The sequence below is a fragment of the Vibrio sp. Sgm 5 genome, assembly GCF_026241575.1.
Taxonomy (GTDB): Bacteria; Pseudomonadota; Gammaproteobacteria; order Enterobacterales; family Vibrionaceae; genus Vibrio; species Vibrio jasicida.
Genome location: NZ_JAPHPY010000069.1, coordinates 1 through 21,230, shown reverse-complemented (window position 1 = coordinate 21,230; position 21,230 = coordinate 1). Strand labels below are relative to the sequence as shown.

16 protein-coding genes are annotated in these 21,230 nt (G+C 44.8%); 6 read left to right on the top strand and 10 right to left on the bottom strand.

From position 1 onward, the window contains the following. Positions 1-120 precede the first annotated feature (120 nt). The 7 genes from OQJ86_RS24035 to cmk all read right to left on the bottom strand — a co-directional run bounded on the left by OQJ86_RS24035 (position 121) and on the right by cmk (position 7,770). Positions 121-1,968 carry an extracellular solute-binding protein gene (locus OQJ86_RS24035; RefSeq protein ID WP_265991595.1) on the bottom strand — a complete coding sequence of 616 codons (1,848 nt, stop codon included), beginning with the start codon at positions 1,966-1,968 and terminating at the stop codon, positions 121-123. 429 nt (positions 1,969-2,397) lie between these two features. Next, the gene (pyrF, locus tag OQJ86_RS24030; protein ID WP_038869495.1) at positions 2,398-3,099 is read right to left on the bottom strand and encodes an orotidine-5'-phosphate decarboxylase; all 702 of its coding nucleotides are present in this window, start codon (positions 3,097-3,099) and stop codon (positions 2,398-2,400) included. A gap of 83 nt (positions 3,100-3,182) precedes the next feature. Further along, the gene (gene lapB / locus OQJ86_RS24025; protein WP_045405743.1) at positions 3,183-4,358 is read right to left on the bottom strand and encodes a lipopolysaccharide assembly protein LapB; all 1,176 of its coding nucleotides are present in this window, start codon (positions 4,356-4,358) and stop codon (positions 3,183-3,185) included. 18 nt (positions 4,359-4,376) lie between these two features. Then, positions 4,377-4,670 carry a LapA family protein gene (locus OQJ86_RS24020; protein WP_038869494.1) on the bottom strand — a complete coding sequence of 98 codons (294 nt, stop codon included), beginning with the start codon at positions 4,668-4,670 and terminating at the stop codon, positions 4,377-4,379. Positions 4,671-4,810: 140 nt separating this feature from the next. Further along, positions 4,811-5,095: an integration host factor subunit beta gene (ihfB, locus tag OQJ86_RS24015; protein ID WP_038869491.1), complete on the bottom strand. Its 285-nt coding sequence runs from the start codon at positions 5,093-5,095 to the stop codon at positions 4,811-4,813. Between the two features lie 213 nt (positions 5,096-5,308). Further along, entirely contained in the window at positions 5,309-6,979 is a 1,671-nt protein-coding gene (gene rpsA / locus OQJ86_RS24010) for a 30S ribosomal protein S1 (RefSeq protein WP_005533588.1), read from the bottom strand. 110 nt (positions 6,980-7,089) lie between these two features. Then, positions 7,090-7,770 carry a (d)CMP kinase gene (cmk, locus tag OQJ86_RS24005; protein ID WP_038881643.1) on the bottom strand — a complete coding sequence of 227 codons (681 nt, stop codon included), beginning with the start codon at positions 7,768-7,770 and terminating at the stop codon, positions 7,090-7,092. A gap of 293 nt (positions 7,771-8,063) precedes the next feature. Between cmk and OQJ86_RS24000 the strand changes: the two genes are divergently transcribed. Continuing rightward, positions 8,064-9,107, top strand: a complete 1,044-nt coding sequence (locus OQJ86_RS24000) for a polysaccharide lyase family 7 protein (protein ID WP_039977034.1) — start codon at positions 8,064-8,066, stop codon at positions 9,105-9,107. Between the two features lie 81 nt (positions 9,108-9,188). Here the strand turns inward: OQJ86_RS24000 and sohB are convergent, their stop codons facing one another. Next, complete coding sequence (sohB, locus tag OQJ86_RS23995; protein ID WP_038869487.1) at positions 9,189-10,250, bottom strand: protease SohB; 1,062 nt, start codon at positions 10,248-10,250, stop codon at positions 9,189-9,191. A gap of 274 nt (positions 10,251-10,524) precedes the next feature. On the opposite strand from sohB, the gene OQJ86_RS23990 reads away from it, so the two are divergent. From OQJ86_RS23990 to OQJ86_RS23975, 4 genes are all read left to right on the top strand, one after another. After that, positions 10,525-11,271: a YciK family oxidoreductase gene (locus OQJ86_RS23990; protein ID WP_039977035.1), complete on the top strand. Its 747-nt coding sequence runs from the start codon at positions 10,525-10,527 to the stop codon at positions 11,269-11,271. Positions 11,272-11,401: 130 nt separating this feature from the next. Continuing rightward, positions 11,402-12,094, top strand: a complete 693-nt coding sequence (gene imuA / locus OQJ86_RS23985) for a translesion DNA synthesis-associated protein ImuA (protein WP_039977036.1) — start codon at positions 11,402-11,404, stop codon at positions 12,092-12,094. 4 nt (positions 12,095-12,098) lie between these two features. After that, on the top strand, positions 12,099-13,502 hold the full coding sequence (locus OQJ86_RS23980) for a Y-family DNA polymerase (RefSeq protein WP_265991586.1): 1,404 nt from the start codon (positions 12,099-12,101) through the stop codon (positions 13,500-13,502). A gap of 27 nt (positions 13,503-13,529) precedes the next feature. Further along, positions 13,530-16,604 carry an error-prone DNA polymerase gene (locus OQJ86_RS23975; RefSeq protein WP_265991584.1) on the top strand — a complete coding sequence of 1,025 codons (3,075 nt, stop codon included), beginning with the start codon at positions 13,530-13,532 and terminating at the stop codon, positions 16,602-16,604. Between the two features lie 361 nt (positions 16,605-16,965). Here the strand turns inward: OQJ86_RS23975 and OQJ86_RS23970 are convergent, their stop codons facing one another. Both OQJ86_RS23970 and OQJ86_RS23965 read right to left on the bottom strand, forming a co-directional pair. Next, complete coding sequence (locus OQJ86_RS23970) at positions 16,966-17,907, bottom strand: chemotaxis protein CheV (protein ID WP_038869478.1); 942 nt, start codon at positions 17,905-17,907, stop codon at positions 16,966-16,968. Positions 17,908-18,139: 232 nt separating this feature from the next. Beyond that, positions 18,140-19,357 (bottom strand): ROK family protein, encoded by a 1,218-nt coding sequence (locus OQJ86_RS23965; RefSeq protein WP_038869476.1) that lies wholly within the window; start codon positions 19,355-19,357, stop codon positions 18,140-18,142. A gap of 319 nt (positions 19,358-19,676) precedes the next feature. Between OQJ86_RS23965 and pyk the strand changes: the two genes are divergently transcribed. Next, complete coding sequence (pyk, locus tag OQJ86_RS23960; RefSeq protein ID WP_265991581.1) at positions 19,677-21,119, top strand: pyruvate kinase; 1,443 nt, start codon at positions 19,677-19,679, stop codon at positions 21,117-21,119. Positions 21,120-21,230 lie beyond the last annotated feature (111 nt).

Below are 21,230 nucleotides of genomic sequence, written 5' to 3'. Positions count from 1 at the left end.
ATATGGTTCACCTCGTTCTGAGAGCCTACTCTAAGCGTAGGGCTTGAGAGTGAGGCGGACCATATAATTAGCCCCGACACAATCGAGTTTCGGGGCTTTTTGTTGTTTGCTATCTAACAACTAGTTCGATGACAGCTTGTAACGGTCGTCGATAACCGTCACTTCAGGGAACGATTTGCCCGCCTTCATCGCTTTCTCTGTTTCTTTCTTCACAGACTTATCAATCCAGAAGTTTGAAATATCCATTGGGTGCAAAATCCATTCGGTATTTTTTGTCATCCCATTCTTAGGAATCTTAACCCAACGCCAATGGGCATCACGTGTGTAAGGGACCATGTAACCAGGAACAATGACGTTTGCATCACCGATGTATTTTTGGATCTGACGAGACAAGTCGTAGCGTTTTTGTTGTTCAAACTCATTATCATACGCTTCAATTAGCTTATCTAGCTCTGGGCTGCTGTAGTTTGTATGTGCATTAGTTTGAGGCTTATTCGCATTATCTGAGTGGAAGTATTCCCAGTACGCAGGGATCTCACCAGAGCCCATATTCAAAAATGCTAGTTGGTGCTTCTTCTCCAGAATGTATTTAAACGCCGAAGAACCATCAACAAGGTTTAAGGTAAACTCCAAACCTGCCAACTTCGCTTGCTCTTTTAAGTACGCAATACGTGGAGTGTGTGAGTTGTAACCGTAGGTAATCGCAAAACTCAAACGCTCACCTTTATCATTGACGCGGATACCATCCGAACCCATTTTATCAAAGCCGGCTTTCTCGAAATGTTTTACTGCCTCTGCAGCATCAAACTTCGGTGGTGTGTTGCTTGGATCATCATACTCACCGTGGCCAAAACCAAGACCATGTGGCTTACGAGAGTAGTCACCACGCATTATGTTTGCGATCATACCGTCGTAGTCTGTTGCTGCCATCACACCTTTACGCACTTCTAAGTTGTCTAGCATCGGCATTGCCGTGTTCATCCACAGGCCACCCGCCCCCTGAGGCGACTGGTTGAAGCCCCAGTATTTTTGTACATAGCCTTTCTTGTACACTTCACTGTCTGTTTTATCATGCCAGAAGTTAGGTAACACCATCTCGAAGTAGTCTAAATTGCCCTTCTCGAAGTGCTTCATTGCGATGTCTTCATCACGAATCACGGTAATACGAACCTTGTCTACATTGTAACGATTTTTGTAGTAACGGTTGTTATAACCCCACCAATCTTCACCAACGTGTTTAAACGTCACGCTCTTACCTTTTTTTACTTTATCAATGTAATAAGGTGCCGCGGTAGGCTCTGATTTGAAGTTGAACTTACGAACAAAGTTGTCCGGCATACCATCTTTGTTTTCATCTTTTTCCCCTTCAAAAAAGTGCTCTGGGCGAGGCTGAAAACCATTACTTGGCATGTTGATCAGAACCATCAAAGCATCTTGGCTCTGTTCCACAGCAAGGTTTACTTGGATGGTGTAGTCATCGATTTTCTCTACGCTTACAATGCTTGTTTTAAAGAAATCGTTGTACCACGGATCAATGATGTCTTCTGACGTGTAGTACTTCATCATAAACACGTAATCATCGGCGGTTATCTTCTCACCATCGGACCATCTTGCCGTCTCATCTAACTTGAAATAAACGGTTTTGTTGTCATCGCCAAATGCCCATTCCTTAGCAAGTTGGGGAATCCATTTACCCGTATCAGGATGGCGCTGAGCGAGTTTAGGAGTGCCATCCATTAAGTATTGGCGAAGACCAGAGTTCGCATCAGGACCAACACTGCGTAACGTTTGAGGGAAGCTTCGGATAAAAGTACGGTATGTTCCACCTCGTACCGCTTCTTCTGAAGCAAACAGAGGCTCATTATTGTTTGAAATCCATTCTACCTCTGCTGGTAGCTCAGCTGCGCTAACTTGAAAGCTGGTTGCCATCAAGGTTGCCAGTGCTGCAAATGGCAGGGTTTTTATCATTGTATTCTTCCTTGTTGTGTTTACGCGGTAAGACTGATGGAGCGACAACAAGTGAATCTCGGAGAGGCTATGCCAAGGCACAGTAAAGGAAATAATAAGCGCTAATACCAAGTGAATTCCTGTCCACTTTACGTATTAATATCAGAGAGTTTCACGAGGTCATCCTAGACCTTACAACGCAGTGAATGCATCAACCTCATAGTATTCGTTACACATTTGTAACGCAACCCATCCATAACACATGCTTGCAATTTCACATCATCACAGCGAGTTATGTTACCAAAGTGTGATCGTAGCAGTCCTATCGCCTAATCTAACACTATCCGGCGATATTCAATTCAAGCTTACACCTCAGATTTTCTGTGTTAAAAAAAACAAAAAAGGTGAAGCACTTTCACTTCACCTTTCCATCTTCCATTTCAACAATGTTTACATATTCGCCAAACTTTCGTTGATGGATTTAAGCACTGCTGCTGGGTCGGTAGCTTGTGTAATAGGACGACCAATCACTAGGTAGTCTGAGCCTGCTTGAATCGCATCGACTGGTGTCATAATACGACGTTGGTCGCCTTGTTCAGAACCTGCTGGGCGAATCCCAGGAGTAATGAGCTTAAACTCTTTACCAAGCTCACTCTTAAGCATTGAAGACTCTTGAGCTGAACAGACTACGCCGTCTAGGCCAGAGTTCTTAGTTAGCGTTGCAAGGCGGACCACCTGCTCCTGAGGAGCCACGTTTAAGCCAATTCCAGCCAAGTCGCTTTGTTCCATACTGGTCAGTACCGTTACACCAATCAATAACGGGCGATCTGTACCATACGGCTCTAGGATTTCACGCGAAGCAGCCATCATACGCTCACCACCGCTTGCGTGAACGTTTACCATCCATACACCCAACTCAGCGGCTGCTCGCACGGCTTTTGAGCACGTATTCGGGATATCGTGAAATTTCAGGTCTAGGAACACAGAGAACCCGCGTTTATGAAGTTCACGTACGAAATCAGGACCAAATAGTGTAAACATTTCCTTGCCCACTTTTAGGCGGCATGACGCAGGATCAATTCTATCTACGAATGCAAGCGCATCAGCTTGGTTATCATAATCTAGTGCGACAATAACTTTTTGGTCGATCATTTCATCTCCTAACTATTTTTGGTTCTTATCAAATAAAGCTTAAAAAAATGCAGCGGACAGAAACTCTGCCAGCTGCATTAAAATTATTCACCGTCCAATCCGCGGATTGGCTTGATCGTCCCCCATCCTTTACAAGATGGACAATGCCAGTAAAGGGAATGGGTTGAGAAGCCACACTTCCTGCATCGGTAATGTGGCTTCACTTTTAACTGTTCACCAACCATGGCTTGCAGTGTCGATAGACTGTCCTTTGCACGACCGTCTTCTGCTTCTGCAATATGGTAATCAATAAGACGGTAAAAGCCTTTCATGGTTGGGTTTTTCAGTAGTTGTTTCGTCAACAGCTCTTGCGCGGCACCAACGCTCTCATGATGCGCGACAAGTTGCGCCAACATTAATTCGGACGATACACCCGCCTTTTTATCGATACAGGCACGTAAGAATTCTACGAGTTCATCTTCCTGACCTAAATGGTGATAACACTCAGCAATCGTTGGTAGGACATCACTAATAAAGTCTTTATCTTGCTCAAGCACACCTGTCAGGTACTTGATGGTGTGTTGGTAATCTTCTGACTCTAAATACACCCGGCCAAGGGCAATACTCGCACGAACACATTTAGGGTCTTCTGACAGTGCTTTCTTGAAATGTTGAATCGCTTTACTGGTGTGACCATCGGCTTGGTCAAGCATGGCTAACTCACACCAGAAATGTGCAATGTTGGCACGAATACGAGTGCGCTTCTTACCCATCTTCGCCAACTGGTTTGCGTAATGAATGGCTTTTTCCCACTCACGCGTTTGTTGGTAGATGGTGACAAGTTGCTGAAGTGCACTTTCACGATGGTCTGGCTCTTCCACTAACTGTTCAAAGATTTTTTCTGCACGGTCTAAGAAACCAGAGGCCATGTAATCTTTAGCGAGCTGTTGAAGCGCGAGATTTTTCTGGTCTAGCGTGAGGCCAGAACGAGAAATGAGATTTTGGTGGATTCGAATTGCTCGGTCGACTTCACCACGAGAACGGAAAAGATTACCCAACGCTAGGTGAGTATCTATCGTTTCGTTATCAACTTGGAGCAATTCAATGAAGTGGTCAACCGCCTTATCTGATTGATCAGATAGGAGCAGGTTAAGACCCGTCACATACTGACGGGATATCTGATGAGATTGCTTCTGCTTGTCTTGCTGAGCGCTACGGTGGCCCATGTACCAACCATAGGCGGCGGCTATTGGCAATAACAAGAAGAGTAGTTCAAGCATTAAAGTTAAGCCTTATCCTTATGCCTGTTTTTCTACTGCTGGTTTTGCAGGTTGTTCTGCTTCAGCGGGCTCATACTTTTTAAGTTTCTTTTTCAGACGACGCACTTGCAGTTGAGTTTTGAACTGAATGCTAGCAAAGATAACCCATGCTATGCCAAAACCAACGACAAACACTACACCCAGCAGGGTTGATAAGTGGAACTCACCTTTCGCCAGAAGATAATTAAAGGTTACGATCTCTTGGTTTTGAGAACCTAAAGCCAGTGCAATTAAAAAGAGAGCTAAAACAGCAATGATTTTTATAATTTTCATGTTACATCACCCTTCGAGGAGTAAGTAGGTAAGATTATGCAGTAAAATGTTTCTTCAGACCATGTATATTACCAATAATCTAGTTATAAAAAAGCGGCATACACGAGAGTATGCCGCTTTTTCAAACTAATAAGAGAGCCTTAGCTATCCATATTTACGCGTTCACGAAGCTCTTTGCCTGGTTTGAAGTGAGGAACGTATTTACCCTCTAACTCCACCTTGTCGCCCGTTTTAGGGTTGCGACCTACGCGAGGCTCGCGGTAATGAAGAGAAAAACTACCAAAGCCACGGATCTCAATACGGTCACCGGTCTCTAGTGTAGAGGCCATGTGCTCTAAAATATCTTTTACAGCATCTTCTACCTCTTTCGCTGATAAATGTGTTTGCTCAGCGCAGAGTCTTTCAATCAGTTCAGACTTAGTCATAGTTGCCCTCTTTGAGTATCTTTATCACTCATTATAGTAAGTAATACTAATTCCAACAAACACTTGCTATCAATTCTAGACAATTTTTACACAAAATGTGCAATCAAAAAATGTCTTTTTTTAGCATAGTTTATCAACATTAGTATTACTACTTAGTTTATAGCAAGCATAAAAAAGGAGCCTTGCGGCCCCTTTTTAGCTTAAGCGAGTAAATTATTCGCCTTTAGCAGCTTTGAAAGCGTCAGCCATTGCATTACCAAAAGCAGCTTCGTCTTGCTTGTTGATAGATGCCATTGCTTCTTGCTCATCAGCTTCATCTTTAGCTTTGATAGATAGGTTGATTACGCGGTTCTTACGGTCTACACCTGTGAACTTCGCTTCAACAACATCACCAGCACTTAGGATTAGAGAAGCATCTTCTACGCGATCGCGTGATACTTCAGAAGCACGGATGTAACCTTCAACGCCTTCTGCGATTTCAACTGTAGCGCCTTTAGCGTCAACAGCAGTTACAGTAGCGTTAACTAGAACACCTTTCTTGTTGTCAGCAACGTAAGCATTGAATGGGTCGTTTTCCATTTGCTTAACGCCTAGAGAAATGCGCTCACGCTCAGCGTCTACTGCTAGAACAACTGCAGAGATCTCGTCGCCTTTCTTGTACTCACGTACAGCTTCTTCGCCAGCAACATTCCAAGAAATGTCAGATAGGTGAACTAGACCGTCGATGCCGCCTTCTAGACCGATGAAGATACCGAAGTCAGTGATAGACTTGATCTTACCAGTAACTTTGTCGCCTTTAGCTTGTGCTTCAGCGAATGACTGCCATGGGTTAGCTTTACACTGTTTCAGACCTAGAGAAATACGACGACGTTCTTCGTCGATCTCAAGAACCATAACCTCAACTTCGTCGCCAACATTAACAACTTTAGATGGGTGGATGTTCTTGTTAGTCCAATCCATTTCTGAAACGTGTACTAGACCTTCAACGCCTTCTTCGATTTCAACGAAGCAGCCGTAGTCAGTTAGGTTAGTTACGCGACCAGTTAGTTTGTGACCTTCTGGGTAACGCTTAGCGATTGCTACCCATGGATCTTCGCCTAGTTGCTTAAGACCTAGTGATACGCGAGTACGCTCACGGTCGAACTTAAGAACTTTAACTTGGATCTCGTCACCAACGTTAACGATTTCAGATGGGTGCTTAACGCGCTTCCAAGCCATATCTGTGATATGTAGAAGACCGTCAACGCCACCTAGGTCAACGAACGCACCGTAGTCAGTAAGGTTCTTAACGATACCTTTAACTTCAGAACCTTCTTGTAGAGTTTCTAGAAGCTCGTCACGCTCAACGCTGTTCTCAGATTCGATAACTGCACGACGTGAAACAACTACGTTGTTACGTTTTTGGTCAAGTTTGATAACTTTGAACTCTAGCTCTTTGTTTTCTAGGTGAGCAGTGTCGCGGATTGGACGTACGTCTACTAGAGAGCCAGGAAGGAAAGCACGGATACCGTTTAGTTCAACAGTGAAACCGCCTTTAACTTTACCGTTGATGATACCAACAACAGTTTCAGCTTCTTCGTAAGCTTTCTCAAGAACGATCCAAGCTTCGTGACGCTTAGCTTTCTCACGAGAAAGTTGAGTTTCACCGAAACCATCTTCAACAGCGTCTAGAGCTACGTCTACTTCAGCACCAACTTCAACTTCAAGTTCGCCAGCAGCGTTCTTGAACTGTTCAGCAGGGATAGCAGATTCAGACTTAAGACCAGCGTCAACAAGAACGAAACCGTTCTCGATAGCTACTACAGTACCTTTAACGATGCTGCCTTGTTGGAATTCTGTTTCGTTTAGAAACTCTTCAAAGAGTTGAGCAAAAGATTCAGTCATTTATTTAATCTTCAATAAATTAAACGTCCACGGGTATCCTACCGCATGGGGTTATTAAATTCGCCAGTCATCATCCTTGCGACCAACGCTCTTAGTCTAGCCGAGTGTTATTACTCAGCTAGCTTCGATTCGATATATTGTAGTGCCTTTTCTACTACTTCGTCGATACTCATCGACGTAGAATCTAGCACAAGCGCATCCTCTGCAGGGCGTAGTGGTGCCACTGGGCGGTTACGATCGCGATCGTCACGCTCTTGGATCTCGCTCAAAAGGTCAGCAAATCTAACATCTAACCCTTTCTCTTGCAACTGTTTAAGGCGTCGATTTGCACGCTCTTCTGCGCTCGCATCAAGGAAAATTTTCGCTTGTGCATTCGTGAATACGACCGTACCCATATCACGGCCATCAGCAACCAGACCCGGAGCAGTCTCAAATGCACGCTGACGGCGCAATAATGCTTCACGAACGCGTGGCAGAGCTGCTACTTTAGACGCTGCCATCCCCGTTTCTTCTTTACGAAGCTCACCAGAGACGTCTTCGCCTTCTAGAATCACTTTTACTAGGTCACCTTCAGCAACAAACTGAACGTCTAGATGAGTAGCAAGTGGAACAAGCGCATCTTCTGACTCAGTGTCTACGCCGTGGTGAATCGCTGCGAGTGCAAGTACACGATAAATTGCGCCAGAATCAAGAAGATGAAAGCCCAACTTCTTCGCCAGCAACATACATAAAGTGCCTTTACCTGCACCACTAGGTCCATCTACGGTAACAACCGGAGTTTGAGAGGACATGTTTTTCTCCACGTTGATGTGCGAATTTCGGTGCTTCCACCCAAATTCATTTCATTCTTAATTTTACGGTGCGGGAGTATATACCTAATAGCCTCAGGATACCATTTCTTTGCCCTCTCCCCGGTTCAGAATTTGCCGTTTTCTCTCTTCTGATTTTTTCTCTTTAAAACGCAATACCAAATGGCGGATTTTCTCTAAGTTTCATTTTTCCGACCCGATCACATATTAGTAATACAATATTATTGTATATTAAATCATCTTATCGACGACCCTATAAAAATTGAGAACACAATATGAAGAAATTAGCGCTTACTTTTCTTGCTGCCAGCATTGCCTCTGCGTCTGCTATGGCTGCAACTTCGTCTAATGAATTAGCGAACAAATATGAGCTAGATCCGACAAAGGCTCCAGCTCAAAACTTTGATATGACGAATTGGAAAATTACCTTGCCTGAACTAACTAAAGAAGGTGAACGCAAAGGTAAAGCATTAGAAATAGCCAAAGATGAGCTGGGCAATACAGAAAACCCTTATGTTCACCCTGAGTGGTTCTATACCAACAAAGAAACAGGCGCCGTGGTTTTTGTTGCACCAAATGAAGCACCGACCACTCCTAATAGTAAGAACACCCGTAGTGAACTTCGTGCCATGCTTGCTACGCACTACGGTGAGCCAAAAAACAACTTTGTCGTCGCTTCTCACCCAAATGCTGCTGAGTATGGTGCGATTGGTGGCGAGCTAAACGCGACCCTATCTGTTGACCAAGTAAGTACAAGTGGCAACTACAAAAAGAATGGCGCATTCGCTGTCGTGATTGGCCAAATTCATGGCTCTGACAATGAGCCTTTAAAGATTTCTTACCGAAAACTGCCTGAGCATGAATACGGCTCTCTTTCGTGGAACTACGAGTTAAACCCAACCAAAGAACTTCAAGACGCGAAAGATGAAAATGGTAAGAAACTTCGCCAAGACATCCGCCACAACGTGTTCGGACAATACAACTTACGTAAAGGCGACGCAGACCCACAAGACGGCATCAAACTGGGTGAAATCTTCTCATACAGCGTGAATGTGGAAGGTGAGATCATGCACCTGACTTTCACTAAGAACCCTGGTGAGAAAAATGAAGTCACTAAGACATTTGATGTGAATCTAGCAGAAGGCAAATACCAAGGTCATGAAGTAGACCAAGGCTATGGTAACGATTGGATGTATTACAAAGCCGGTGCTTACAACCAATGTAATACGAAGAAAAGCAGTTCAGACTGTGAATGGCGCGGCATGGAAGCGGGTGATTATGCTCAAGCAAGCTTCTATCAGTTAGAACTGAACCAATAACGGTTAGAGCTGAACTAACAACCCTCAGCGGAAACAAAAAAACCAACTAAACAGTTGGTTTTTTTTGTTATGTCTTAAACATTACACAATTGGCTTTTGACCACGCTCTGCAAGTTTAAGCACAACACTGTCTGCTACTTTGCCTGCAACACCGGCAAGCTTGTCTGCCAGTTTTTTCTTCTGTACGTAATGCACTGCTAGTACGGTTTTCTCTTTGCATGCCGCAACAACCAGATCGTCAGAAGTGCTGATTTCATCCACCAGCCCTAGCTCTTTCGCTTGCGTACCAAACCAGTGCTCACCGGTTGCGACTTTTTCAAGTTCTAGCGCTGGGCGACGTTCACTGATGAAGTCTTTGAACAGTACGTGTGTTTCTTCAAGTTCTTGTTTGAACTTATCACGCGCTTTGTCGGTGTTCTCACCAAACATCGTTAGTGTACGCTTGTACTCACCAGCTGTTAGCTGCTCATATTCGATATCGTGTTTTTTCAACAGTTTGTTGAAGTTAGGGATCTGCGCGATAACGCCGATAGAACCTACAATCGCAAACGGCGCAGACACAATCTTGTCTGCCACACATGCCATCATGTAGCCACCACTTGCTGCCACTTTGTCGACAGAAATCGTCAGAGGCAGACCTGCAGCTTTGATTCGATCAAGTTGAGAAGATGCTAAGCCATAGCCATGGACCATACCACCACCAGACTCTAGACGAAGCAGCACTTCATCGCCTTCACGAGCTACGGCTAATACTGCAGTGATCTCTTCACGTAGAGAGCCCACTTCTTTTGCATCAATACTTCCGTTGAAGTCCAACACGAACAGATGCGGTTCGCGCTTGCTATCAAGAGAACCTTCTTTGCTCGCTTGTTTGATTTCTTTCTCACGAGATTTGTTCTTTTCTTTCTCTTCCTTCTTAGCCGCTTTATCACGAGCTTTGATGAAAGCGTCATCGTGCAGGTGATGTTCTAACTGTTCGATTGCATCTTTATGACGCTCAGAAAGATTGGTGACTTCCAATTCGCCTTTCGCAGCACCCGATTTACCACCCGCCGATTTTGCAATAATCAGCAGCACAACCACGGCCGCAACAACGGTGATAATCTTGGCTAAAAACAGACCATAATCTAATAAAAATTCCAATGAGAGTTCCTCTATCTCATACCAGTAATAGTCATCAATATGTTACGTAGAAAAATCAGAGAGAAGGCAAGAAAATCGGTAACCTCTTGTTCTGATTGATGGTGTTCAAATAACATACCGGACAACCGTTCTGGAATTGGTATAACACATGAATTGGTGTATTGTAACCAACTTGTCACGATTACCAAGATTTTCCATTGAGAAACAGGCGCATTTCTACACCAAGATGACGTCTGTTCGTCGGAATTAGATACAATAATAAGGATTAACTACCGTGAACTACTCCGTTTCAGCAGATGCCCTAAAAGGTAAAGTCATTCTTGTCACTGGTGCAGGCAATGGTATTGGTCGCCAAGCGGCACTTTCTTACGCTCAGCACGGTGCGACTGTGATTCTACTTGGTCGAAACGTTCAAAACCTTGAATCCATCTACGATGAAATCGAATCTGCAGGTTACCCTCAACCCGCGATCATTCCACTTGATCTAAAAGGCGCAACTAAGCAGCACTACATCGATATGGCAGAAACCATCGAAGGTCAATTTGGTCGTTTGGATGGCCTGCTGCACAACGCTGGCGTTTTAAGCACGCTGTGCCCGTTTGAGCAAATCAATGAAGAAGACTTTGACGACATCATGCAGATTAACGTGAAAGCAGAAGTCTTGATGACTCAGGCACTGCTGCCTATCATGCGCAAATCAGATGCTGGTCGTATTGTCTTTACCTCTTCAACGGTTGGCCATTCAGGCCGCGCTTTCTGGGGTTCGTATGCTATTTCTAAATTTGCCGTCGAAGGCATGATGCAGGTTCTCGCCGACGAACTGAGTGACACACCAATGCGAGTTAATGCCATTAACCCCGGTGCAACTCGTACTCGTATGCGTGAAAAAGCCTACCCTGGTGAAGATTCAAATACATTAAAAACACCTTTAGATATTATGCCGTTGTACCTGCATTTAATGGATCCAGCCGTCACTGATATCAACGGTCAGTGTATTGACGCACAACCAAAGCGTAAGTGATAAATTCTCACGACCTCGCATAATCGATTGAAAAGGCAGCAAACGCTGCCTTTTTTCGTATTTCTGCCTATAAAAATCTTGCGACTTTCCATCACAGAAATATACTGTACATATATACAGGTATTTTATTATGCAAGACATTATTCAGAATTTAAAAAGCCAACATCTTGTTTGGCAAGCAAATTTAACCAAAGCTGATACACACCAGACTCTCCATAGCTCAGGTTTTCCTGAGTTAGATACCTTGCTTGGGGGCGGTTTTCCTCCCCATGGCGTCGTGGAAATGGAGTCCGTTGGCAGTATTGGTGAATTGCGTCTTTTAGCGCCTTATTTAAAAGCATCTCTGGCAAGAGGAGTAACGGCATTCATTCAGCCTCCCGCATTGATGAATTCATTGTTCCTACACAGCATTGGGTTGGACATCAACCAAGTATGGGTTGTCACACCGGAACATCAACGCGATGCCTTATGGGCAGCAGAGCAATGCCTCAAAAGCGGCGTATGTACTAACGTTTTGCTATGGCAAGATGAACTAGAGATCCACCAAGTAAAACGCCTGCAAGTGGCAAGTGAGCAAGGCGCTTGCCCTCTGTTTATGCTCAAACCTAACATGGCAAATCGCTTGTCTTTGCCTGTGTCACTCAGCTTAAAACTTCACGGTCACGAGCAAGGTGTGAGTGTAGAAGTGCTCAAAAGAAAAGGCGGTTGGAGCAAAGGCAGCGTCGATATCAACTTCCAGCACCACTACCCGCAACTGGTGATTCCAAGCACAACTCGTATTCCATCCACGGTGGTCAATTTCCCATTGGCGAATCAAGGTTAGTGATATGGCTTTGTGGATATACTTGCACTTCCCTCGCCTACAGTTAGATGCACTCTTTGGTGATAACCAAGAGCAGCCCGTGGTGATTGTAGAAAGCCAACGTTGTCGGATCATTCAATACAACGAGATTGCCGAGCAACAAGGCATTAAGCCAAATATGGGCTTGGGTAGCGCGGCTTCTTTGTGCCGAGATTTGCAAGTGCACCCTTATCATCCGCAAACCGAACTGAGCAAGTTACAAGAAATTGCTCAATGGCTGTATTTGATTACGTCTGATGTCGTATTGATGCCAAGCCAAGGCATTCTGCTACGCGCAACACCAATGCTTAATCTGTATGAAGGGCTACAAAACTATTGGACTAAAGTCAGTGCTCATTTATCGGAGCTGAAACTGAGTTTTCAATTCGGGTGTGGCTTTTCGCCTTTTTCTGCCAAATTGATGGCATTATCTGGCAGTAATTGTTTGAGTGAAGATAAAGCCTTAATGCTACAAGCGTTACAACCTTTGCCACTGACATTGACCGATTTGTCGACCTCAACTGTCGATAAGCTACAGCACGTTGGAGTTACAACCCTCGAAGGTTTGCTTGAGTTGCCGTTACAAGATATTGCACGCCGATTTGATATCGATTTAGTCAACTACGTTGGGCGGTTAACAGGCCAGTTCAAACATCCTGTTGATTTTTATCATCCGACGGAATCATTCCAAGTCTATCTAGAATTGCTGTTTGAAATTGAAAACGTGCAATGGGTCGAAAGACCGTTAGCCAAGCTCCTTCAGCAACTCGAAACCTTCCTCAAGCTGCGCGATAAAGTCGCGTTTGAGCTGTGCTTGACGCTCCACCAGCGAGATAAGCAAGAACAACATCTTCAATTGACTTCAGCGCAGGGCGATTACTTATATCAGCGTTGGCAACAACTCGCCAGTTTGAATCTAGAATCATTGACCTTAAACGGCCCAGTGATGGGCTTAACGTTAAAAATCGTCCGTCAAGGAGAGCCTTTAAGCGCAACTCGTGATCTCTTTGCTGGGCAAAAGGGCCAAATGAATGCATTAGAGTTGCTCTCTCTACTGCAAGCTAAATTGGGTAAAAGCGCAGTACTCAAACCGAATATCGCCTGCGACCCAAGACCAGAGAAAGCCAGTCAGTATCGCCCAGCCGATGAGCCGGATGTGTCGATTAACACCATCCCTGCGTTGTTACGCCCAGCGATGCAATTACCCGAACCTATCGCGCTACAAGAGCAAGTATCTCTCATTCATGGACCGGAGCGAATTGTCTCTGGATGGTGGGATGGCGATGAAATCATGCGTGATTACTACGTAGCACATACCAAGCAAGGGCGCTGGTTATGGGTCTTTCGCGATCAACACAAGCATTGGTTTCTTCATGGCTATTTTTGTTAAATCGGCAGTTATTTTTGTTAGGTTGTTATGAGTTACGCAGAACTATTTTGTCAGTCCAATTTTTCCTTTCTCACTGGGGCTTCTCATGCGAAAGAGTTAGTACTGCAAGCCGCTTTTTATCGTTATCAAGCTATTGCGATTACTGATGAATGCTCTGTTGCCGGTGTCGTCAAAGCGTACGCGACTATTAAACAGCACAAGCTCGATATTAAACAAATCGTCGGCAGCATGTTTTGGTTGAACGAGGAATGCCAAGTCGTGCTGCTTTGCCCTTGTCGAAAAGCCTACGCTGAGCTGTGCCGTATCATCACCAATTCAAGAAGACGCAGCGAGAAAGGCAGCTACCAACTTTCCGAATGGGATTTAATGTCGATTCGTCACTGTTTCGTGCTGTGGTTACCTGCACATCAGGAAAGTGATCACTACTGGGGACGTTGGCTTAATCAACACCATTCCGAACGATTATGGGTCGCGATTCAACGTCACCTCAGTGGAAGTGATGAAGCATACACAACTCATTGTGAGTTATTGGCTAATGAATTTCAGCTTCCTATTACCGCTTGTGGTGGTGTTTTGATGCATGCTGTCGAACGCCTACCTCTACAGCACGTGCTCACTGCCGTTAAGCATGGATGCAATGTCGATAAACTTGGTTTTGACCGCCTATCCAATGCAGAAAGAGCGTTGCGCCCAATGAATAAGCTACTCCGCATCTATAAACCAGAGTGGCTTGCAGAAAGCAAAACCATCGCAGATTTGTGCGAATTCGAGCTGTCTGAACTGAAATACGAGTACCCAACCGAACTCATTCCAGATGGTTACACACCAGACTCTTACTTACGTTTTTTAGTTGATCGAGGTAAGCAACGACGCTTTCCCGAAGGAGTTCCAACAGACATCAATCAAACGATTGAGCGTGAACTCACACTCATTAAAGAGCTAGAGTACCATTACTATTTTCTAACCATTCACGACATTGTGATGTTCGCTAAGCAGCAAGGCATCCTCTATCAAGGACGTGGATCCGCGGCTAACTCCGTGGTGTGCTACTGCTTAGAAATCACCGCGGTTGACCCGAGGCAAATCTCTGTCTTATTCGAGCGTTTTATTAGTAAAGAGCGAGACGAGCCGCCAGATATCGATGTGGATTTCGAGCACGAGCGTCGTGAAGAAGTGATTCAATACATCTACAAAAAGTACGGGCGCGAACGTGCTGCTTTGGCAGCCACCGTGATCAGTTATCGCTTTAAAAGTGCCGTGCGTGAAGTAGGAAAAGCGTTGGGGATTGAAGAAACTCAACTCGACTTTTTCATTAAAAACGTCAATCGCCGTGATCGTAGCCAAGGTTGGCAAGCGCAAATCATCGAATTGGGGTTACAACCAGAGTCATTAAAAGGCCAGCAGTTTATCCAGTTGGTGAATGAGATCATCGGATTCCCGCGCCATTTATCTCAGCATGCCGGCGGCTTTGTGATTTCATCTGGCCCTTTATATGAACTGGTGCCTGTCGAGAATGCCTCGATGGAAGATCGCACCATTATTCAATGGGATAAAGATGATTTAGAAAGCTTAAAGCTATTGAAAGTCGATGTACTTGCACTTGGCATGTTGAACGCGATCCGTAAATGCTTTCAATTAGTCGAGAAGCACCACCAGCGATCCCTGTCGATTGCCGAGATCACACGCCTGCAAGACGATCCGCACGTATACCGCATGATCCAAAAAGCCGATACTGTTGGCGTATTCCAGATTGAGTCTCGCGCGCAGATGAGCATGCTGCCACGCTTAAAACCTGCACGTTACTACGACTTAGTCGTGCAGATTGCCATTGTTCGTCCAGGCCCAATCCAAGGAGATATGGTGCACCCGTTTTTAAAAAGACGAAATGGTGAAGAACCGATCAGCTACCCATCGGAAGAAGTGAAAAACGTACTAGAGCGCACCATGGGCGTACCGATTTTCCAAGAACAAGTGATCAAGTTGGCAATGGTCGCGGCTGGTTTTAGCGGCGGTGAAGCGGATCAATTGCGTAGAGCAATGGCAGCATGGAAGAAGAACGGCGATCTCGCTAAATTCAAACCAAAGCTTATCGATGGGATGCTTGAACGCGGCTACGATCTTGAGTTTGCCGAACGTATCTTTGATCAGATTTGTGGCTTTGGTGAGTATGGTTTTCCTGAGAGCCATTCCGCCTCTTTCGCGGTACTGGCTTATTGCTCTGCATGGCTAAAGTTCTACTATCCCGCTGAGTTTTATACTTCGCTACTGAATAGCCAACCCATGGGCTTTTATAGCCCTTCACAGCTGGTTCAGGATGCACGTCGACACGGAGTGGAAGTACTGCCTACTTGCGTGAACCACTCACACTACCAGCATCACTTGGTAAAACGCCCCAATGGACGCCTTGGTATCCAACTAGGCTTGCGGTTAGTCAAAAGCCTTAATGAAGAAAACGCTATCCGCTTGGTTGAACACCGCCCAACTCATGGTTATCGTTCTATCCAAGAGGTAAAACAAATTCTGAGAAGTCGTCGTGATATTGAGTTATTAGCTTCTGCGAATGCTTTTCAAATACTCTCAGGTAACCGATATAACGCACGCTGGTCAGCTATGGATTCGTTATCAGACTTGCCCTTATTTAATCAAATTGAAGAGCCTGAGGTGAGCTATCAACCTCAGCCTTCTGAGTACGAAAATCTCATTGAAGATTATGCCAGTACAGGGTTATCACTTAGCCGTCACCCAATTACCCTACTGGAGGAAGCTGGCAAACTACCACGCTTTACTCGTATGAAGCAGCTAGTAGAAAAAGAGCACAAGTCCTTGGTGACGGTTGTCGGTGTCGTCACAGGCAGGCAATCCCCTGGCACTGCAGCTGGCGTCACCTTTTTCACGTTAGAAGACGACACTGGTAACATTAATGTGGTTGTGTGGCGAGCAACAGCGCGCGCGCAGAAACAAGCTTATCTCACCTCAAAGGTGTTAATGGTAAAAGGAATTTTAGAAAGAGAGGGAGAAGTCACGCACATCATTGCAGGTAGGCTCATTGATTGCACTCAACACCTTGCGGGACTGCAAAATAAATCGCGGGATTTTCATTAAAGAAATGAGAATAGAGACAGATTGACACAGGGTAAACTGAATAAAATAAAGGGAGGTCGACCCTCCCTTTCAATTCCGCTGAAATTAGTCATCAGCTTCCGCTTCCGCTTCCGTACGTTTTTTCTTGTATTCCCTATACAGTAACAAGGATAAAGTCATAATAACTTTAGATGTTAGCCATATCATTAAAAGGAAGTACCCTATACTGATGAGTCGAGTTGACTCGTAGGTGAAAAGTAACGTGATATACCTTACATATTTCACTGTAAAAAATATGTAAGTAAAGTATAGCAACTTATGAAGCAGACATCATAAAAACTTATGAATGAGTTTGTAACAAGATAATTATACCTTGGATAACCTAAACCACCTGACGCAAACGTTCTTGTGCGACTTCCACAAGAAGATCTGGTTGGAACTTAGATATAAAGCGGTCACAGCCCACCTTTTGCACCATGGCTTCATTAAAACTCCCACTTAAAGAAGTATTTAGCGTGATGAACAGTTTGGACATTCTCGGATCACTACGGACTTCATGCGTCAGTCGATAGCCATCCATTTCTGGCATTTCAGCATCAGTAATCATCATCAGTAACTCGTTCGCGACATCTTTACCTTCGTCACACCAACGTTTTAATACCGTCAATGCTTCAAGGCCATCTCGGCACTCAATAATATTCAAACCTAATTGAGACAAGGTATCACGTACTTGGTTACGAGCTGTTGAGGAGTCATCCACAATCAGCACATTACGACCAATCATAGCTTGAGCAAGTTCGTGGTCTAACACGCCTTCAGAAATCGTGACATCGTAATGGATGATTTCCGCTAACACCTTTTCTACATCGATGATTTCGACGATTTGAGAGCTATCCCCTTCTTTCACTTGGGTAATTGCCGTGAGGTAGTTAGAGCGACCAGATGTGGAAGGTGGAGGCTGAATTTCGGTCCAAGCCGTATTGATGATGTTTCGTACAGGCCCAACAAGGAAGCCTTGAACTGAGCGGTTATATTCCGTGATGATCAGGTTTTCTTCTTCCGCTTCACCACGCAAAGGGGGAAAGCCAATTGAACCACGCAAATCAATCACAGGTACTGCTTCACCACGGAGAGAAGCGACACCACGAATATTGTAGTGTGAACCAGGTAGCTTGGTCAGTGGCGGCAGTTTGATCACCTCTTTCACTTTGAAAACGTTGATCGCAAATAACTGGCGACTATTTAATGTGAACAGCAAAAGCTCCAGTCGGTTCTCACCCACTAGATTCGTACGCTGATCCACTGTATTTAACACTCCGGACATACCACTACCTAACTCTGAATAACTATCCTTCACTCTTTAAAGAAAACCGTGCTGAAACAACAAAGTAAAACTTTTGTATGAGTGTTTTACATTACTTAGGGAAATTACATTAATGCTATTGATATAGCAATGAAGCAAAGCTCAGATTGGCGCTTTGCATCAAATTGGCGATCAAAAAAGGGTGAACTCTTAAAGCTCACCCTTTAAAACTACGCCACAACAATACGGGAAATTAGCCTTCAATTACCTTCATCAGTAACTGACCATCATACAAAGCTTGTTTGATAAGCGCGGCACCCGGCATGGTCGCTTGTTTGTAGAAACGAGATTCCACCAGCTCAAGATCTTGGTGGTAGACCGGTAAACTCTGCTCTTCAATGCAGCGGCGAACGGCAGGATAAAGCACCTCTTTCGCTTGGTTGATTACCCCACCAATCAAAATCTTCTCTGGGTTAAACAAGTTGATCACAATAGCAATTGCAGATCCCAAGTAACGACCAAGCTTTTCGATAACATCGACAGCCAAAGGATCGCCATTTGCCGCCGCCTCACAAATACTTTCGATGCTCATTTCTTCTTGATCAGCAAGAATTGAGGGTTCGCCATCAGCAATACGAGTCACCACTTCTTCACGAATAGCTTGTGAACTCGCAACGGTCTCTAAGCAACCAATGTTACCACAGTGACAACGTTTACCATTCGGATCAATTTGAATATGGCCAAGTTCACCAATGTTACCATGACGGCCCTGTAGGACTCGCCCATCTAAGATGATACCGGCCCCTAAGCCGTGGTGAATCGAAATCAGAACCGAGTTATCGTTCTCTTGTGAGTGACCAAACAGCTTCTCAGCCAATGCCCACGCACGTGTATCGTTGGCAATAAACACTGGTAAACCTGTTGCTTTGTAGATCTCAGGCCCTAGAGCAAGGTTCTCAACATTGTAATGCGGCATTTGCAGCACAATACCCTGCTCTGAGTTCACCAGACCAGGCAACGTGATAGCAATACTAGTCACACGATCAAGTTGATCGGCGTACGTTTGGAAGAATTCATCAATTTCGTAAAGTAAGCGTTCCAAAACATCATCTTGATCGCGCTCGTGGATATCGATTTTGGTATCGATAAGCACATCCCCACCAAGTTCATGCAAAGCAATGGTCAAATACCCTCGCCCTAAACGCATCGATAAGAATTGCCAGCCTTCATTATTGACTTGCAAACCTACCGCTGGACGGCCACGACTGGTCGCCTCTTGCACGGTAGTTTCATGAATCAGATGTGCTTCAATCAACTCTCGAGTGATCTTAGTGATACTCGCAGGTGCAAGCTCACTTTTCTTGGATAAATCGATTCGAGAAATTGGACCCTTCAGGTCAATTAGTTTGTATACACGACCAGCATTGACCTGTTTGATATGATCAATATGGCCCGGTTGAGCCATGTACATCTTGCACTCCGAAATTCTATAACGGGATAATTTTTTTACTTTGCGAAGTAATTGTGAAGTGAATTGATAAATCCCCGTGACAAGCATCACGTATAAACATGTTTGTTTGTGTATTCAATCAAATAACGAGAAATCTACTCCTGTTAAATTGTTTGAAAATTGACTTATTTTATTCATCAAATTAGGAAGCAAAGCCTGAGACTCAGCGTTTTTTCAGCACTTTGACCTAAATACGAACAATATGTACATAGTGTGCATATACTTAGCGAGAATAGAATTCCAGTTATCTCGTCCTACACCTGCATTCTTCGGAGAATCTATGACTTCTATATTGAGAAGAACAAAAATCGTCACAACGCTAGGCCCTTCAACCGACAAAGACAATGTCCTTGAAGAAATCATCAAAGCGGGCGCAAACGTCGTACGTATGAACTTTTCCCACGGTACGAGCGAAGACCATATTCAACGAGCCAATAAAGTCCGTGCGATTGCGGCTAAACTGGGTCGACAAGTTGCTATTCTCGGCGATTTACAAGGCCCTAAAATACGAGTCTCAACTTTCCAAGATGGTAAAATCATCCTCAGTGTCGGAGACAAGTTCACTTTAGATAGTGACTTACCTAAAGGCGAAGGCAACCAAGAATCGGTTGGCTTAGATTACAAAGAACTTCCACAGGACGTCTCAACTAACGACATCCTGTTACTTGATGATGGCCGAGTACAGCTCCAAGTTACCAGCGTTGAAGGAAATAAAGTTCACACCCGAGTCACTGTTGGTGGTCCATTGTCCAACAACAAAGGCATCAACAAAAAAGGTGGCGGTCTTTCTGCAGATGCTCTAACAGAAAAAGATAAGGCAGACATCCTAACCGCAGCAGAAATCAAAGTGGATTACTTAGCCATCTCATTCCCTCGCAACGGGGAAGACATGAACTACGCACGTCGTTTAGCGCGTGACGCTGGCTTAGAAGCGAAGCTTGTCGCTAAAGTCGAGCGAGCAGAGACGGTAGCGAACAATGAATCAATTGATGACATCATCCTCGCTTCCGATGTGGTGATGGTGGCTCGTGGTGACTTAGGGGTAGAAATTGGCGATCCAGAGCTTATCGGCGTACAGAAAAAGCTGATCCGCCGTGCGCGTAGCTTAAACCGCATTGTTATCACTGCAACCCAAATGATGGAATCTATGATGGCCGCACCGATGCCAACTCGTGCAGAAGTGATGGACGTTGCCAACGCCGTGCTTGATGGTACAGACGCCGTTATGCTTTCAGGTGAAACAGCTGCGGGTTTATACCCAGTAGAAACCGTTAAATCCATGGCAGAAGTCTGTATGGGTGCAGAAAAAATGTCAGAAGCAAGCCTCTCGACTTACCGATTGGATCGCACGTTTGCGACCGCAGAAGAGACCATTGCAATGTCGACTATGTATGCTGCCAATCATACGGAAGGCGTAAAAGCGATGATTTCATTAACAGAATCAGGCCGCACAGCATTGATGATGTCACGTTTGAGTTCTGGTCTGCCGATTTTCGCACTCTCTCGTAACGAGTCCACATTGAACCGTGCAGCACTATACCGTGGTGTAACACCAGTGTTCTTTGATTCTAAGGGGGGCGCTGGATTGACGACCGCTCACGCGGCAATTGTAACGCTTAAAGAACAAGGATTGCTCGATGAAGGGGATCTCGTGATCTTCACTCAAGGTGATGTCATGGATGTGGTTGGTTCAACGAACTGTATGCGAATCCTATCTGCGTAGCATTTGACTCGAATACATGACAAAGGCTCCAACTGGCTGTCTCTTGATCACAAGTCTAGTGATCAAGAGACATTGCGAGTTCGTAGCCTTCAAGGATGGTTTGTAGTTTAA

Excerpts from the sequence above, each read along its gene's own strand:
- OQJ86_RS24035 (WP_265991595.1), bottom strand. The coding sequence starts at position 1,968 with ATGATAAAAACCCTGCCATTTGCAGCACTGGCAACCTTGATGGCAACC.
- pyrF (WP_038869495.1), bottom strand. The coding sequence starts at position 3,099 with ATGATCGACCAAAAAGTTATTGTCGCACTAGATTATGATAACCAAGCT.
- lapB (WP_045405743.1), bottom strand. The coding sequence starts at position 4,358 with ATGCTTGAACTACTCTTCTTGTTATTGCCAATAGCCGCCGCCTATGGT.
- OQJ86_RS24020 (WP_038869494.1), bottom strand. The coding sequence starts at position 4,670 with ATGAAAATTATAAAAATCATTGCTGTTTTAGCTCTCTTTTTAATTGCA.
- ihfB (WP_038869491.1), bottom strand. The coding sequence starts at position 5,095 with ATGACTAAGTCTGAACTGATTGAAAGACTCTGCGCTGAGCAAACACAT.
- rpsA (WP_005533588.1), bottom strand. The coding sequence starts at position 6,979 with ATGACTGAATCTTTTGCTCAACTCTTTGAAGAGTTTCTAAACGAAACA.
- cmk (WP_038881643.1), bottom strand. The coding sequence starts at position 7,770 with ATGTCCTCTCAAACTCCGGTTGTTACCGTAGATGGACCTAGTGGTGCA.
- OQJ86_RS24000 (WP_039977034.1), top strand. The coding sequence starts at position 8,064 with ATGAAGAAATTAGCGCTTACTTTTCTTGCTGCCAGCATTGCCTCTGCG.
- imuA (WP_039977036.1), top strand. The coding sequence starts at position 11,402 with ATGCAAGACATTATTCAGAATTTAAAAAGCCAACATCTTGTTTGGCAA.
- OQJ86_RS23980 (WP_265991586.1), top strand. The coding sequence starts at position 12,099 with ATGGCTTTGTGGATATACTTGCACTTCCCTCGCCTACAGTTAGATGCA.
- OQJ86_RS23975 (WP_265991584.1), top strand. The coding sequence starts at position 13,530 with ATGAGTTACGCAGAACTATTTTGTCAGTCCAATTTTTCCTTTCTCACT.
- OQJ86_RS23970 (WP_038869478.1), bottom strand. The coding sequence starts at position 17,907 with ATGTCCGGAGTGTTAAATACAGTGGATCAGCGTACGAATCTAGTGGGT.
- OQJ86_RS23965 (WP_038869476.1), bottom strand. The coding sequence starts at position 19,357 with ATGTACATGGCTCAACCGGGCCATATTGATCATATCAAACAGGTCAAT.
- pyk (WP_265991581.1), top strand. The coding sequence starts at position 19,677 with ATGACTTCTATATTGAGAAGAACAAAAATCGTCACAACGCTAGGCCCT.